This window comes from Paenibacillus spiritus (assembly GCF_008710135.1).
In the GTDB taxonomy this organism is placed as follows: Bacteria; Bacillota; Bacilli; order Paenibacillales; family Paenibacillaceae; genus Paenibacillus_AQ; species Paenibacillus_AQ glufosinatiresistens.
Genome location: NZ_VYKK01000020.1, coordinates 66,364 through 80,562, shown reverse-complemented (window position 1 = coordinate 80,562; position 14,199 = coordinate 66,364). Strand labels below are relative to the sequence as shown.

14 protein-coding genes are annotated in these 14,199 nt (G+C 63.2%); 5 read left to right on the top strand and 9 right to left on the bottom strand.

Annotated elements, in window-relative coordinates; translation table 11 throughout:
* Positions 1-52: 52 nt before the first annotated feature.
* From F4V43_RS14235 to F4V43_RS14220, 4 genes are all read right to left on the bottom strand, one after another.
* On the bottom strand, positions 53-913 hold the full coding sequence (locus tag F4V43_RS14235) for a manganese catalase family protein (protein WP_150458916.1): 861 nt from the start codon (positions 911-913) through the stop codon (positions 53-55).
* Positions 914-1,029: 116 nt separating this feature from the next.
* Positions 1,030-2,736 (bottom strand): NAD(P)H-hydrate dehydratase, encoded by a 1,707-nt coding sequence (locus F4V43_RS14230; RefSeq protein ID WP_150458915.1) that lies wholly within the window; start codon positions 2,734-2,736, stop codon positions 1,030-1,032.
* A 37-nt stretch (positions 2,737-2,773) separates the two neighbouring features.
* Positions 2,774-3,406, bottom strand: a complete 633-nt coding sequence (locus F4V43_RS14225) for an NAD(P)-dependent oxidoreductase (RefSeq protein ID WP_150458914.1) — start codon at positions 3,404-3,406, stop codon at positions 2,774-2,776.
* Positions 3,407-3,410: 4 nt separating this feature from the next.
* Positions 3,411-4,109, bottom strand: coding sequence for a DUF421 domain-containing protein (locus F4V43_RS14220; RefSeq protein WP_223879899.1), 699 nt, complete (start codon positions 4,107-4,109; stop codon positions 3,411-3,413).
* A 208-nt stretch (positions 4,110-4,317) separates the two neighbouring features.
* Between F4V43_RS14220 and F4V43_RS14215 the strand changes: the two genes are divergently transcribed.
* Complete coding sequence (locus F4V43_RS14215; RefSeq protein ID WP_223879898.1) at positions 4,318-4,611, top strand: hypothetical protein; 294 nt, start codon at positions 4,318-4,320, stop codon at positions 4,609-4,611.
* Positions 4,612-4,705: 94 nt separating this feature from the next.
* Here F4V43_RS14215 and F4V43_RS14210 read toward each other — a convergent pair whose 3' ends face one another.
* Genes F4V43_RS14210 through F4V43_RS14195 form a run of 4 tightly spaced genes read right to left on the bottom strand, consistent with a single transcriptional unit; the run spans position 4,706 to position 7,853 of the window.
* Positions 4,706-4,933, bottom strand: a complete 228-nt coding sequence (locus F4V43_RS14210) for a YezD family protein (RefSeq protein WP_150458912.1) — start codon at positions 4,931-4,933, stop codon at positions 4,706-4,708.
* Positions 4,934-4,947: 14 nt separating this feature from the next.
* Positions 4,948-5,823 carry a sulfate ABC transporter permease subunit CysW gene (gene cysW, locus F4V43_RS14205; protein ID WP_150458911.1) on the bottom strand — a complete coding sequence of 292 codons (876 nt, stop codon included), beginning with the start codon at positions 5,821-5,823 and terminating at the stop codon, positions 4,948-4,950.
* Between the two features lie 43 nt (positions 5,824-5,866).
* Positions 5,867-6,712 (bottom strand): sulfate ABC transporter permease subunit CysT, encoded by an 846-nt coding sequence (cysT, locus tag F4V43_RS14200; protein ID WP_150458910.1) that lies wholly within the window; start codon positions 6,710-6,712, stop codon positions 5,867-5,869.
* A 58-nt stretch (positions 6,713-6,770) separates the two neighbouring features.
* Positions 6,771-7,853: a sulfate ABC transporter substrate-binding protein gene (locus F4V43_RS14195; RefSeq protein ID WP_150458909.1), complete on the bottom strand. Its 1,083-nt coding sequence runs from the start codon at positions 7,851-7,853 to the stop codon at positions 6,771-6,773.
* A gap of 340 nt (positions 7,854-8,193) precedes the next feature.
* On the opposite strand from F4V43_RS14195, the gene F4V43_RS14190 reads away from it, so the two are divergent.
* A complete protein-coding gene (locus F4V43_RS14190) occupies positions 8,194-10,605 on the top strand; it encodes an alpha/beta hydrolase family protein (RefSeq protein ID WP_150458908.1) in 2,412 nt (803 codons plus the stop codon).
* Between the two features lie 124 nt (positions 10,606-10,729).
* On the opposite strand, the gene F4V43_RS14185 is transcribed toward F4V43_RS14190, so the two are convergent.
* Entirely contained in the window at positions 10,730-11,809 is a 1,080-nt protein-coding gene (locus F4V43_RS14185; protein ID WP_150458907.1) for a lactonase family protein, read from the bottom strand.
* A 304-nt stretch (positions 11,810-12,113) separates the two neighbouring features.
* Here F4V43_RS14185 and F4V43_RS14180 point away from each other — a divergent pair, with 304 nt between their 5' ends.
* The 3 genes from F4V43_RS14180 to F4V43_RS14170 all read left to right on the top strand — a co-directional run bounded on the left by F4V43_RS14180 (position 12,114) and on the right by F4V43_RS14170 (position 14,147).
* Positions 12,114-12,371 carry a GlsB/YeaQ/YmgE family stress response membrane protein gene (locus F4V43_RS14180; protein WP_150458906.1) on the top strand — a complete coding sequence of 86 codons (258 nt, stop codon included), beginning with the start codon at positions 12,114-12,116 and terminating at the stop codon, positions 12,369-12,371.
* Between the two features lie 154 nt (positions 12,372-12,525).
* Positions 12,526-13,026, top strand: coding sequence for a CcdC family protein (locus F4V43_RS14175; protein WP_150458905.1), 501 nt, complete (start codon positions 12,526-12,528; stop codon positions 13,024-13,026).
* A gap of 158 nt (positions 13,027-13,184) precedes the next feature.
* The gene (locus F4V43_RS14170; protein WP_150458904.1) at positions 13,185-14,147 is read left to right on the top strand and encodes an L-lactate dehydrogenase; all 963 of its coding nucleotides are present in this window, start codon (positions 13,185-13,187) and stop codon (positions 14,145-14,147) included.
* Positions 14,148-14,199: the final 52 nt, after the last annotated feature.

The window sequence follows — 14,199 nt, the reverse complement described above, 5'->3', positions numbered from 1 at the left end:
AGGGGTATTCGGTTTCGGGCAGCAGCCCGCTTCTGCCCAAGGGCAGCCGCGATTACTCACCGAGCGGTTCGACTCCCGGATTCACTACGTAAGGTCCGGTACCCGGCACCGAGTGCTGGTGATCGGCCGGTACGCTTAAAACCGGCGCTTCGCCCATCGGCTGCGGCTTCGCCACATACTCGAAGTTGCCGGTGCCGTCCGGCAGCGGGCCGCTCGCCCAGGCACCTTCGGCGCTCTCTTCGCCCTCGGAGAAGTTCAGGAACTGGCGGGTCGCCGGTTCCACCGTCCGTTCGCGCGGGAACGACGCCGGTACGATTACGCCGTCCATCTGCTCAATCTCGGCAATAGCCGCCATCCATTGATTCTGGTGCATGATATCGCGGGAGATCATGAACGAGAGCATATCGCGAATGCCCGGGTCCGTGGTCTGCTCGTACAGCCGGACCACTTGGAGCAGGCCCTGCGACTCTGCGTTCAGGTTGGCACGGAAGTCCGCCAGCAGATGGCCGCTGGAAATAATATATTTACTGTTCCACGGATAGCCGTTGCTGTCCGTCGGTGCAGCGCCGAGACCCGATACAATCGCATGCTGCGGGTTCATGCCGCCCATGACGGCTGCGAGCAACGGGTCCTTTGCCGCTTCATCGACCTGATCGGCCGGAGCGCCGTCCAGAAGCTGCGAGATCATCGTGCACAGCATTTCGACATGGCCGATCTCCTCCGTGCCGATATCGAGCAGCATATCGCGGTATTTCTTCTCTGCCCGACAGTTGAAGCCCTGGAACAAATATTGCATCATGACTGACATTTCACCGAATTGGCCGCCCAAGACTTCTTGCAGCTTGCGGGCATAGACCGGATCCGGTTTCGCTGGTTTGGCGCGGTATTGAAGCTCCTTGACGTGAAAGAACATGTTGTTTCCTCCTCTTCGGTATATGGAATAATGACAGACTCAACATAGGTGTTTTACCCGAGGAGGAGAAATTCAATCAAGCGCCGTCCAGAAACTTGCTCCTGACCGTTCCCCTGTCAGAGCGCCTCGATAAGGTCGGAAGCCACGATGGAAGACGGATCATGCCGTCTCCCGGCAGCCCGTTCTCCGGCCTGTCCGTGGAGGTAGACGGCGAAGGCCGCCGCCTGAATGCCGTCCAGGCCCTGTGCCAGCAGACCGGCGATCATGCCGGTCAATACGTCGCCCGCACCGCCCGTCGCCATGCCCGGGTGGCCGGTCGTATTCACGAAGGCGCGGCCGTCGGGGGCGGCGATGACCGTGTGCGCCCCCTTCAGCACCAGCGTCACGCCGTGCTCTGCGGCATAACGGATCGCAAGACCGATCCGGTCGCGCTGGACCTCGGCCGTATGGATGCCGGCCAGCCGGGCCATCTCGCCGGGATGCGGCGTGAGAACGACCGGGCGGGTCCGCCGCCAGCCGGCATAGGAGACCTCCGCGAGCAGGTTCAGGGCATCCGCGTCCACGACGAGCGGCACATCGGCTTCTTCCCACAGGCGGCGCAGCCACTGCGCCCCGCCCGGGAACCGGCCGATGCCCGGACCGACGGCCAGCACGTCCCGCGTACCCGCCAGCTCCAGCAGCCGGTCCGCCGACTCTGCCGTCCATTCGCCTGCTTCACTGCCTCCGGCATCGGCCAGCATCAGCTCGGGAGCGGCCAGAACGGCGGAGGGCAGGACACGGCCGGGCAGGGCCCAGGTGACCAGCCCGCAGCCTGCCCGAAGCGCGGCCCGGGCGCACAGCAGCCCGGCTCCGCTCATGGGCAGCGATCCTGCCGCAACCAGCACATGGCCGTAGGTTCCCTTATGGCCGTCCGCCGCCCGGCGGCGTCCGGGATCTACGCCAAGCCGCCGCTCCAGCACGGCGGGCGCCAGCCAATGCACGGACAGGCCCTGCTTCAGCGCCAGATCAGCCGGAATGCCGATAGAGCGGAGCGCAACGCGGCCCGCAGCGCCCGAACCCGGATACTGGAGAAGCCCGCGCTTCAGTAAGGCCAGGCACACCGTGACCTCCGCCTGTATGCAGGGATCATGCGTCTCCCCCGTATCCGCATTCAAGCCGCTCGGAATATCGGCGGCCACAATCGGCAGTCCGCTGGCGTTCGCCGCAGCGATCAGCTCGGCGAAGAGGCCGCGCGGCGCACCGCTTGAGCCGGTTCCGAGCAGCGCATCCACAAGGCCGGCGCAGCCCGTGAAGTCATAGCCGCCGCCCCGATAGACGGCGGCGGGCACCCCCAGCGCAGCGGCGATATCCCGCTGCACGGCGGCCTCGCCCGTCAGAGATTCCGGCGGCGCCGCATAGAGAAGCGAGACGGAGAAGCCCGCCTCGCGCAGATGCCGGGCGGCGACCAGTCCGTCGCCGCCGTTATTGCCTTTGCCGACCAGCACGATCCAGTACTCCGCACCGGGCTGAACCGGCCCGGGCGCCGCCTCTGTCCGGATGGTCAAACCTCCGGAACGCGCCCCGCCCTTGGCAGCGCGGTCTGCATCCGTCCTGCCCTGCGCATCGCTTCCTTCCGCGAAGCATCCTGACGGCCTCTCTCCCGGGCTTACTGCCAAGCCTCCCTCCGGGTTCCTTCCCTGCCCGCACCGGCGGGACAGCGCCGCAATCTCCTCTGCTATCGCCCGTCCGGCATTCTCCATCAGGACGATGGCCGGGATACCGAGCTCCTCGGTAGCGGCGCGGTCCAGCTCCCGCATTTCCGCTGCGGTCACAATCGGATACATCTTGTCCACTCCTCTCCGGGCCGAACCGGCTCTTTCGCTAGTAGCCTACCGTGAACCGGGCGCGGATAAAATGCCCCTCTTCCAGTTCGTCCAGCACGGCAACGGCGAAATCTTCCACGCTGATCTCGCTGCGGCCGTCTTCGTCCGTCACCAGCCGGTCCAGCCCGATGCGGAACTGGCCGGTCCGCCGCCCCGGCGAGATGGACGCAGCCGGGCTGGCATAGGTATAGTCCAGCCCGGAACCGGCATAAATCTCGTAAGCGTCGGCATGGGCGGCCGCCAGCGGACGCACCTCTTCCGGGAAGCCTGCCGTATCCATCAGCCGTTCGCCGCCCTCGGTCAGCAGGCTGCCTGCGCCGCCGACGATCAGCAGCCGGGCAACGCCGGCCCGCTTCAAGCCTTCCACAAGCGAGCGCGCCGCCTCCGGCAGCTCGCTCTCGCTGCCGAACGACGGGCCATAGGCGCTGACCACAGCGTCCTGCCCCCGGGCTGCCGAGGCCACCGAATCCGGGTCCAGCACATTCGCCCGGACCGCCGCGATTCCTTCTCCGTCCGTCTCGATCGTCTCCGGCCGCCGTACCGCCGCCGTCACCTCATGCTTGCGTCTGCGCGCTTCCTCGGCAATCGCCCGTCCGATGACGCCGCCTGCTCCGAATATAGCGATTCTCATTGTCTTATGCGCTCCCTTCCTTAATCCATTGCTCCATCACGAACAATCCGTCCGCCCGGGTCCATTCCACAAAAGCCAGGTCTTCCGGGCGGTTATGCCCTTTCAGGCGAAGCTCGGCCAGCAGCCACGTCAGATCCTTGCCGATCTTTCCAAGGTTGTCTTCGTTGACGTCGCCGTCCTCGACCAGCGAATACGCCAGCTCCGCCTCGGGCGCGTCCACCTTGAGATCGCCCCGGGTCGGCGGCTCCTCCTCCGATTTCTTCAGCACACTGAGCGAGCCGTTCTTCTCGAAGACCGCATACGCCACTTCCGACATCTCAAAAATATCCTTCTGCCGAAGCATCATCCGAAGCTGGCCGAAATCCAGCCGGTTGCGCTTCATCTGCTCCATGTCGATTTTGCCGTCGCAAATGACTATGGAGGCTTCTCCTTCCATCGGGCTGCGCAGCCGCTTGGCATGCTGGGTGACCTTCTCGAAGAGATACGAGAGCAGCGCCCACAGCCCCAGCGCAAAGATCAGCATACCGTAATGGGCATCCTTCTGGTAGACCGTGTTGCCGACCAGCTCGCTGAGCATCAGCGACGAGACAAAATCGAAGGGGGTAAGCTGCGAGATTTCCTTTTTGCCCAGCAGCCTTGTCATCACCCACAGGCCCACGAATCCGGTAACCAGCTTGACCGCAATCATTCCATAATCCTGCACAGTCCTCTCCTCCCGGCGGGTGGTATGTACCTCTATGCAGTATTACCCTTAAGTTCTCTTCTTTAAAAAGTCCGGGCTCTTTTGGCTTTCGGGCGCAAGAGATTGGAAACCTTCCTGCTCCGCCTGCGTATGTCTTAATAAAGAAGCAGTTCTTAACCATATCCGCACAAGAAAGGCTGTGTCCTCTATGTCCCCTCTGGGAAAATTAATGAAATGGGGTACGTTCGCCTTTGAGGCGTTCCTGGCCCTGCCGTTTATCGGCGGCGCATTCGTAATAGCCAATGCCTGGATTCCGCTTGGAGTCGCTTTACTGCTCCATCTCTTCGCCATCGTCATCCTCTCCCGGGAGGGAGAACGGGTACTCGGGAACGGCATTGGCGTCGTAACGTCCATCGTCGGCTTTATCCCGTTTGTCGGCTGGTTCATGCACGCCGTAACGGCCGTCGTCCTGCTGTTCGAAGGGCTCGCGGGTCCGAGACACCGCCGCCGGAACACCTACTGATCCGTCCTGTTCAACGCAAAAGGGAGAGCGGTCCGCATTGCCGGACCGCTCTCCCTTTCTGGTTCTCCATCTTTGAGGCCCGCCGGGCTCTCACTCAGGGCTGCGCCCGCCCGGCGGAACGCGGTTCGCTCCGGCGGGCGGAATTGCCGGCAGAGGCCGAACGGGCACCGCCGCCGTTCTCGAACCGCTTCCGTTCCGTGCGCTCCATCTGCACGATCTGCCCTTCATGGACCACAATGTGCAGCGAGCCGAACTCCATGTCATCCAGAAGCGCTGCAATCCGTTCCAGCCACACCTCATCCACCTTTAACGGCTTCGCCATAATCCGCCTCCTTCTTAGGGCGCTTCGTGCGCGTTCTTGCGCGTCAGCCAGATCTTCAGCAGCATCGTCGCTACCGCCAGCAGCAGCAGGAGCGACGCGACGGCAAAGGATGCCGAGAATTGGTATTCGTTGTACAGAATCTCCACATGCAGCGGGAGCGTATTCGTCTCGCCCCGGATGTGGCCCGATACGACAGAGACAGCGCCGAACTCGCCCATGGCCCGCGCATTGCAGAGAATGATGCCGTAGAGGAGGCCCCACTTGATGTTCGGAAGCGTGACCCGCCAGAAGATGTGCCAGCCGCGCGCGCCGAGTGTGATCGCCGCTTCCTCCTCCTGCGTTCCCTGGTCTTCCATCAGGGGAATCAGCTCGCGCGCCACGAACGGGAAGGTCACGAACAGCGTGGCCAGAATAATGCCCGGCAGGGCGAAGACAATCTTGATGTCATGTTCGCTCAGCCAGGGGCCGAACCAGCCGTGCGCGCCGAAGACGAGCACGAAGATCAGGCCGCCGATGACCGGCGAGACGGCAAAAGGCAAATCGATCAGGGTAATGAGCAGACCCTTGCCCCGGAATTTGAACTTGGTCACGGCCCAGGCCGCCGCAACGCCGAACAGGGTGTTCAGCGGCACGGTTACAGCTGCCGTCAGCAGGGTCAGCCGCAGCGCCGAGGCGGCATCGGGATCGCGCAGCGCTGCCCAGTAGACGTCCCAGCCCTTCTTCAGTGCTTCCGTCACCACAATGGCGAGCGGGAGCGCAATCAGCCACAGAAGCACCGCCGCCGCAAGGCCGATCAGCAGCCATTTGACGGCCGGCGATTCGTCCGCCGCCCGGGATGCCGCCGGCCGGGTCTGCGCCCGGGCCGCCGGCAGAGGTACCGTTCCTGCCATCTGCCTGTTCCTCCTTCGCGTGTGAAAGTGGGATGCCGCTGCTTCAGCGGGCCGCCTTGCGCATCCAGCGCTGCAGCGAATTGACGACCAGCAGCAGCAGGAATGAGAGGAGCAGGAGCAACAGGGCGACCGCCGTCGCCCCCGCATAGTCGAACTGCTCCAGCTTGGAGACGATGAGCAGCGGCGCGATTTCGGTCCGCATCGGCATATTGCCGGAAATGAAGACGACGGAGCCGTATTCGCCGATGCCTCTTGCGAACGCAAGCGCGAACCCGGTCAGCAGCGGGGGAAGCAGCCCCGGAAGCACAATCTTCCGGAAGGTCCGCCAGCGCCCGGCGCCCAGCGTCGCCGCGGCTTCCTCGGTATCCCGCTCCATATCCTCCAGCACGGGCTGAACCGTGCGGACGACGAACGGGATGCCGATGAACATCAGCGCCAGCGTAATCCCGAGCGGCGTGAATGCAATGCGGATGCCGAGCGGGTCAAACAGCGAGCCGATCCAGCCGTTCCGGGAGTAGAGCGCGGTCAGCGCAACGCCCGCCACGGCTGTCGGAAGCGCGAACGGCAGGTCGATCAGCGCGTCGAATGCTTTTTTGCCCGGAAACTCATAGCGCGCCAGCACCCAGGCCACCAGCAGGCCGAGCACGCTGTCCGCCAGCGCCGCCGCGGCCGACGTCGTCAGGCTGACCCGGTAAGAAGCCAGCACCCGCGTATCGGACGCCACTTCCCACAGCTTGCTCCAGGTCAGCCCCGTCTGATTGAACACCAGCGCCGACAGCGGAATCAGCACAACCAGACTGAGATACAGCACACTGACGCCCATCGTCAGTCCGAAGCCCGGCAGAATTCTGCGCCCCTTCCGGCCCGGAGCCTCTACACCTGCTCCCATTGGTTCATCCATCCTTTCGCTTGCCTTCGGCTCTTAGGCCGATCAGCCCTGCTCCAGCTTACTTGCCCGGAACGTAGATCTCGTCAAACACGCCGCCGTCGTTGAAGTGCTTCTCCTGCGTCTCCTTCCAGGTTCCGAACTTGTCAGCCAGCGTGAACAGCTTGATGTCCGGGAACTGCGATTTGAACTTCTCCTTGACGCTGTCCAGCGTAGGACGGTAGTAGTTCTCGGCGGCGATGGTCTGTCCTTCCTCGCTGTACAAATACTTCAGGTAGGCTTCGGCTACCTCGCGGGTGCCCTTCTTGTCGGCGATCTTGTCAACGACGGCCACCGGCGGCTCGGCCAGGATGCTCTCCGACGGGTTCACGATCTCGAACTTGTCGGGGCCGAGCTCCTTGATGGACAGATAGGCTTCGTTCTCCCAGGCGATCAGCACGTCGCCGATGCCGCGCTCCACGAAGGTCGTCGTTGCGCCGCGGGCGCCGCTGTCGAGCACAGGCACATGGGTATACAGCTCCTTGACGAACGCCTTGGCCTTCGCTTCATCGTTGTTGTTGTGATCCAGCGCGTAGCCCCAGGCCGCCAGATAGTTCCAGCGCGCGCCGCCCGAAGTCTTCGGGTTCGGCGTAATGACCTCGACGCCGTCCTTCAGCAGATCCGGCCAGTCCTTGATTCCTTTGGGGTTGCCCTTGCGGACGAGGAAGACGATGGTGGAGGTGTACGGCGAACTGTTATGATCGAACTTGGTCTGCCAGCCTTCGTTGATCAGTCCGGCCTTCTGCAATGCGTCGATATCGTATCCCAGCGCCAGCGTTACCACATCGGCCTCCAGGCCCTCCTGCACCGACCGGCTCTGCGCGCCCGATCCGCCGTGCGACTGCTTGATCGTGACCTTCTGTCCGGTCTCCTTCTCCCAATAAGCCGAGAAGGCCTTGTTGTAGTTCTCATACAGCTCGCGGGTGGGGTCATAGGAAACGTTCAGCAACTCGACCGGTTTCTTGGAAGCCGGAGGCGACGAGGCCGATTCGGCGCTCGCGCTGTTGCCGTTCTTGGAATTGCCGTTGTCCCCGCATCCCGCAAGACCCGCAGTCAGCAGCAGAGCAAGTCCGGCGGCGGCGCTTTTCTTGAACCAGGTTTTCATTCTTCAACACTCCCCCAAATTGTATCGTTCGGTTGCGTTCATGCTGCCGGATTCCCTGATGCGAAGGAACGGGCGGTTCCGCCGGTCAAACCCTCCGCCCAGGAGGTGTCTGCCGACATGGGAACCATACCCGATTGTACAGGCCGGAATAATTAATTTACAATTCCTACCCGTTTACTATGTTATAACGACATCATAAAGAGTCTATCCGGCTGGTGTCAAACGTTTTTTTGCAAATATCTAGCATCTTGTCAAAGCCCGGCTTCAAGGACTATTATGTCTACATCTTAAAATAGATGCGTGTCCGTTACGGAACGGAATCCGCGAAAGGAAGACCATCATGGGAGTGGGATTGGAATATGCGCCGCAGCGGCGCCGAAGAGGACGGAAATTCAGAGAGGGGATCGGCCGCCGGATCCGCGGCACCTTCCGCCGCGATACGCGGCTGTGGCGGAGCGCGCTGTCGGGTCCTTGGCTTCTGCTCTTCGCCGCTTTCGGGGCCGTCATGGCCGGCATTCCGACCGGTCTCGGCAGAGCGGCCGACCTGCTGCTGGCCGCCCTCGCCGCGGCAGCCGTGACGCTGCTGGCCGGGGGCGCAGCGGCGCTGCTGCTCTCGCTTGCGGGCCTTCCGGCCCCGCGCCTGTTCACCGGGGCCATGCTGTCGGCCGCCGTCGCCCTGTGGACGATCCTGCACTTCTCGGAGCTCGCTCCGGAGGCCGCAGCGGCGTTCGCGCTGCCGCTGGCCCTAGGCGGCGGGGCGCTCGGTCTCGCGGCCGCGCTTCTTCTGGCCCGCCGCTACCGGGCGGGCCTGGCGCTGGCCGCCGCGCTGCTCGCCGGCGGGCTGGCCGCTGCCGCCGGCCTCGGCCTGCTGCCGGCGGCGCTGCCCGGGGCGATGACGGCGGACCGGGACGCCGCCGTCATCGCCCCGGGAGCGGGCGAAGCGGCGCCGCCCGCGCTGGCCGCGCCCGATCCCGGCCAGCCGGGCGAATCCGCCTGGCGCAGCTTCTCTTATGCAGCGCCCGGCAAGCGGCGCGGCTATGAGGGCGCCGAGCTTGCGAGCGGCTCGGCGGACGCCGCGGCTTATATCGGCGATTGGCCGCGCCTGCGCCGGTGGTATTGGGGCTTCGACCAGCATGAGCTGCCGCTGAACGGCCGGGTCTGGATGCCTGAAGGGGACGGCCCCGCGCCGCTGGTGCTGATGCTGCACGGCAACCATGCTATGGAGGACCCCTCCGACGCCGGATACGCATACCTCGGCGAGCTGCTGGCCAGCCGGGGCTACATCGCCGTCTCGCTCGACGAGAACTTCCTCAACTACTCGGCCTGGTCGGGCATTCCGGACAACGACTTCAAGGTCCGGGCCTGGCTGATTCTGAAGCATCTGGAGCAGCTGGCATCCTTCTCCGAGACGCCGGGGAACCCGTTCTATGGCCGGATCGATTACAGCCGCACGGCTCTGCTCGGCCACAGCCGGGGCGGACAGGCGGTAGCGATGGCGGCCGACGCCGGCCGCTGGTTCGCCGGCGATCCCGCGCTTGCGTCCGCGAAGCGGTTCCGCATCGGCGCCGTCATCGCCCTTGCGCCGACCGACAAGCCGGTAGACGGGCTACAGGCAAGCCTGGATAACGTCAGCTACCTGACGCTGCAAGGCGCCCGGGATGCGGATGTGAACGACTTCTTCGGCGACCGCCAGTATATCCGCACCTTCAATGCTGCCGGTTCGGGCACCTTCAAAGCTTCGCTCTATATTGAACAGGCCAATCACAGCCGCTTCAATACGGACTGGGGGGCCGTTGACCAAGCGCTGCCGACCGGCCTGTTCCTCAAGCGGAGCGAGATTATGGAAGCCAAGGAACAGCGGACCATCGCCAAGGTCTACGTATCCGCCTTCCTGGAGACGGCTCTGCGGGGAAGCGGCGACTACGTGGAGCTGTTCCGGGATTACCGGACCGGGAGGAACTGGCTCCCCGCCTCCACCGCCTATTTCAACCGATACCAGGGCGAGGGGTTCCGGACGCTCGCCGATTATGAGGAAGACCGCAATCCGGCGACGGCGGCTGCCGGAGCGGTGGAGACGAGCGGGCTAACCGTTGCGGAGGAGCAGGCCCGCGACCGCGAAGGCGGCGAGAAGGGCAGCTACGGAGCCGTCCTTAGCCTTGCAGCGGGCGGGAATCTTGCGGACGGCAGCGGGCAAGACGGCGGCGGGCAAGACGACAGCGAGCAGGACGGCAGCCCGGGAGGACTCTACCGGATTACCCTGGCTGCCGGAGCGGCGGAGCGGCTGGAGCTGGCCCGCGCTTCGCACCTCAGCTTCTCGATGGCGCTGCTTCCCGCTGCGGATGGGGAGCAGGCCGCCGGGACAGCCGCTTCCCCGGAGATCACCGTGGAGCTGACCGATGCGGACGGCGCCGTCGCCCGTCTGCCGCTGGCCGATCTCATGCCGCCCGCTCCGCTGCCGGTAACCGATTTCACCGTGACGCCCTGGCTCGCTTCCAGGCTCGACGACGGCAAGTTCGGCTCTCCGAGCGAAGCCGTCTATCAGACGTACCGTGTCCCCTTAACGCTGCTGAAGGACGCGAACCCGGCCTTCCGTCCCGAAGAGACGGCGTCGGTCGCCTTTCGGATGACCGGCGGCTCCGGCCGTGTGATGCTGGACGATATCGGGTTCGACGGGGATTCCCCGGCGCTCAGACTGGCCGTGGGCACAGGAGCGGGCGCGGCAGGGACTGCCGCCTCCTCCCCTATCTTCTAAAGGCGCGCGCAGACTGAAAGCGCGCGGAGAAAGCCGAAGCAGCCCGCACCGTTCATCCGGTGCGGGCTGCTTCGGTATATCGGTCCGGCCAGCGATTCTAAGCATCGCCGGCCTATCGTGCAGGCTATTTCAGGAAGAGCACGCACACCGGCGAAGGCAGCTCAAGCTCGCTGCCGGTCGGGATCAGCCGGCCGTCTTCGGGATTCAGCCGGAAGGACGTGATATTGCCGGACGTCTGGTTGGCGGCCAGCACCCAGCCCTCCGCCACCGCGAAGTTGCGCGGCGTCTTGCCTCCCGTAGACTGCCAGTCGCCTTCCTCCTTCAGTCTGCCGGTCGTTTCGTCCACCGGGAAGCGGACGATGCTGTCATGGCCGCGGTTGGAGACGTACAGATAACGTCCGTCCGGGGACAGATGCACATCGGCGGCACTGTCGTCGCTCCCGGGAGCGTAAGCCTCCGGCAGCGTGGAGACATGCTGAACCGGCTCCAGCTCGGCATACTGCTCGCGGGCCTCCAGCACCGACACGGTGCAGTTCAGCTCATTCGCGCAGTAGACGGTCCGGCCGTTCGGATGCAGAGCCAGGTGGCGGGGACCGGAGCCCGGCAGCATCCGGACATCGCGCTCCTGACGGAGCTGCCCGTCCTCCAGCCGGTAAATGCGGATCACGTCGAGTCCGAGGTCGCAGACCAGGACCCGCTCCCCGCCCGGCACCGGGGTCACCGAGTGCGGATGCGGCGCATCCTGGCGGTCTTCCCTCACGCCGGCTCCGCTGTGTCTGGCCTGGGAGGTCATCCCGCCCAGCCCGCCTCCGGTTCCAACGGGGAAGACGTTCACATTGCCGCCGCCGTAGTTGACGGCATAGAGGTAGTTCCCCGAAGAATCAAGCGCCGCATAGCAGGGAGCGGCGCCTTCCGTCTTCTGAGCGCCGAGCGCCGTAAGGCGCCGTTCCTTCAGGTCCAGGGCGTAAGCGGCCACTTCGCCCTCTTCTTTTTCGCTGGCTGCGTACAGGCGGGTCAGGTCGTCGCTCAGCGCCAGGAAGGACGGATTCTCGATCCCCGCTTCCGAACCCACAATCCGCATCGTTCCTTCCCGCGTATCAAGAGCTCCTATATATATCGTCGGTTGTTCCCCGCTGCCGTAAGTTCCGGCCACAAACAGCACTTCTTCCGGCTCCAGGCCGGACGGTTCCAAGGGTTCTATCATAATAGGCTCCTCCTATGGATGAGGGATGATTGCTGCATCGGCAACTTCACTCTTTTATTACCCTTCCCGGCCGATCCTGTACCTTCCGGGCCTCCCTCTTCTCTGCGGCTTAGAATTTGCACTATTCTACCTGTGTGAATTTCAGAAGGCTTCTGTTCTTCTCTATTAGATGTAGCCTTATCTCCCCTCCCCCTCCGAAGAGGCGAATGGTCTTCCTGCCAATATCCGACACCTGATTTAAACCCGGAGGTTGAGGTTAATAGTTAACATCCAAGACAATAACAAATATGAGGAGATGAGCTAAATGAGTTTCTTGTGGATGCTGATTGTAGGCGGCGTTATCGGCTGGCTGGCCGGACTGATTGTAGGTAGAGACATTCCCGGAGGCGTCATCGGCAACATCATCGCCGGTATTATCGGTTCCTGGCTGGGCGGGTTCCTGGGTGACTTCGGACCTAAGATCAGCGACTTCTATATCTTCCCGTCCCTGATCGGCGCCATCGTGCTGATTGCGATTGTCAGCCTGGTAATGCGTTCGATGGGACGCAGCACACGCTCGTAATTAGAGTTTGCACTTTATAACCTATAAGGTTACCATAACCGCCGGCCTTGGGCCGGCGGTTTTTGGCGTTCCGTCCAGCCGTTTGGGTGAAGAAGCCCCTTTCTGCTATAATGACAACAGCATACGCACTTTAGTTGGAAAGGAAACGTGAGCTATGGGCAGCATTAACCCATCGGTCCTGCACTGGGGAACCACCATCGGCACGCTGTTCATGGCGCTGATGGTTATTTTGATCCGGGTCAAAGCCAGCGAGCGGCCGGTTACGGTCCGCAAAATCCTGATTCCGCCTATGGGCATGGCCACCGGCTTCTTCATGTTCGTCGTGCCCCAGGTCCGCTTTCCGCTCTGGTGGGCGCTTGCCGCATTCGCCGCAGGCTGGCTGATCTTCGCCTATCCGCTGATTGCGACGACGAAATTTCACCGGCGGGACGGCGAAATCTTTGCGACCCGCTCCAAGAGCTTCGCCTTTATTCTTCTCGGTCTGCTGCTGATCCGCACCCTTCTGCACGAATTTATCGACCTCTATGTATCGGTGCCCCAATCCGGCGGCCTCTTCTTCATTCTGGCATTCGGCATGATTCTGCACTGGCGCTGGTTCATGTGGAGACGGTACAAAGCCATTCTCGCAGAGCCCGGCGCTCCCGAGCCGGCCTAAAGTCCCCGCCTCCTTTCAAGCCGGCTTGTCCGCCGCACCCTGCGTTGCCCGTTCAAGAACGGGCGTTTTTGGCTTGTATCTTTTTGGATACATGTCAGGTCAAGGAGGCGCCGATCGGGTAAAATGGAAGAAACGAACAAGAGAGCGGGGATGGGGCAATGGCTAGCAAAACGCGTAAAGTCGCAATCGTCGGCTCCGGCAACGTCGGTTCGAGCTGCGCCTATGCCATGGTCAACCAGGGCATCTGCGACGAGATCATGATGATTGACCGCACCTATGACCGGGCGATGGCACAAGCGCTGGATTTATCGCATTGTATGGATTTTGCCGGTTCCCGCACCCGGGTATACGCCGGAACGGCGCTGGATTGCGGCGGAATGGACGTGGTGATTATAACGGCGGGCGCCAACCCGAAGCCGGGGCAGACCCGGCTCGATGTGCTCGATCAGGCTGCGGCCATCACGCGGGAGATTGTGACCGACATTATGAAGGGCGGGTTCGACGGGATTTTTGTCGTCGCGGCCAATCCGGTTGACATCGTCACCTATCTGGTCTGGAGAATCTCCGGCCTTCCCCGGCACCGCATTATCGGCACCGGCACCTCCATTGACTCGTCGCGGCTGAAGACGCTGCTCTCCGAGGTGTTCTCCATTGATCCGCGAAGCGTAAGCGGCTATGCCCTAGGCGAACACGGCGAATCGCAGTTCGTCGCCTGGTCGCACGTCACCATCGGCGGCAAGCCGGTTCTGCATATTCTGGAGCAGCACCGGGAACGGTTCAAAGATCTGGACCTGGACGACATTGCCCGGAAGACCAAGGACGCCGGCTGGGAAATCTTCACCCGCAAAGGCTCGACGCATTTTGGCATCGGCAGCGCGCTGGCTTACATTACGCGTTCCATCCTGAATGACGACCACAAGATCATCGCCGTCTCCGCCATTCTGGACGGAGAATACGGTTACCGGGATATCTGTACGGGCGTCCCCGCCATCATCGGCAGCGAAGGCATTCAGGAGCTGCTGGAGCTCAAGCTTACCGATGAGGAGGCCGCCAAGCTCAGCCGCTCCTGCGCCATCATCCGCACCGGCATCGAACGCCTCGCAGCTGACGGCGTGATCTGACACGAAACCACAGGTACGGCTGCCACCGAGGTCGGGCGGCTTTCTCCCGCCC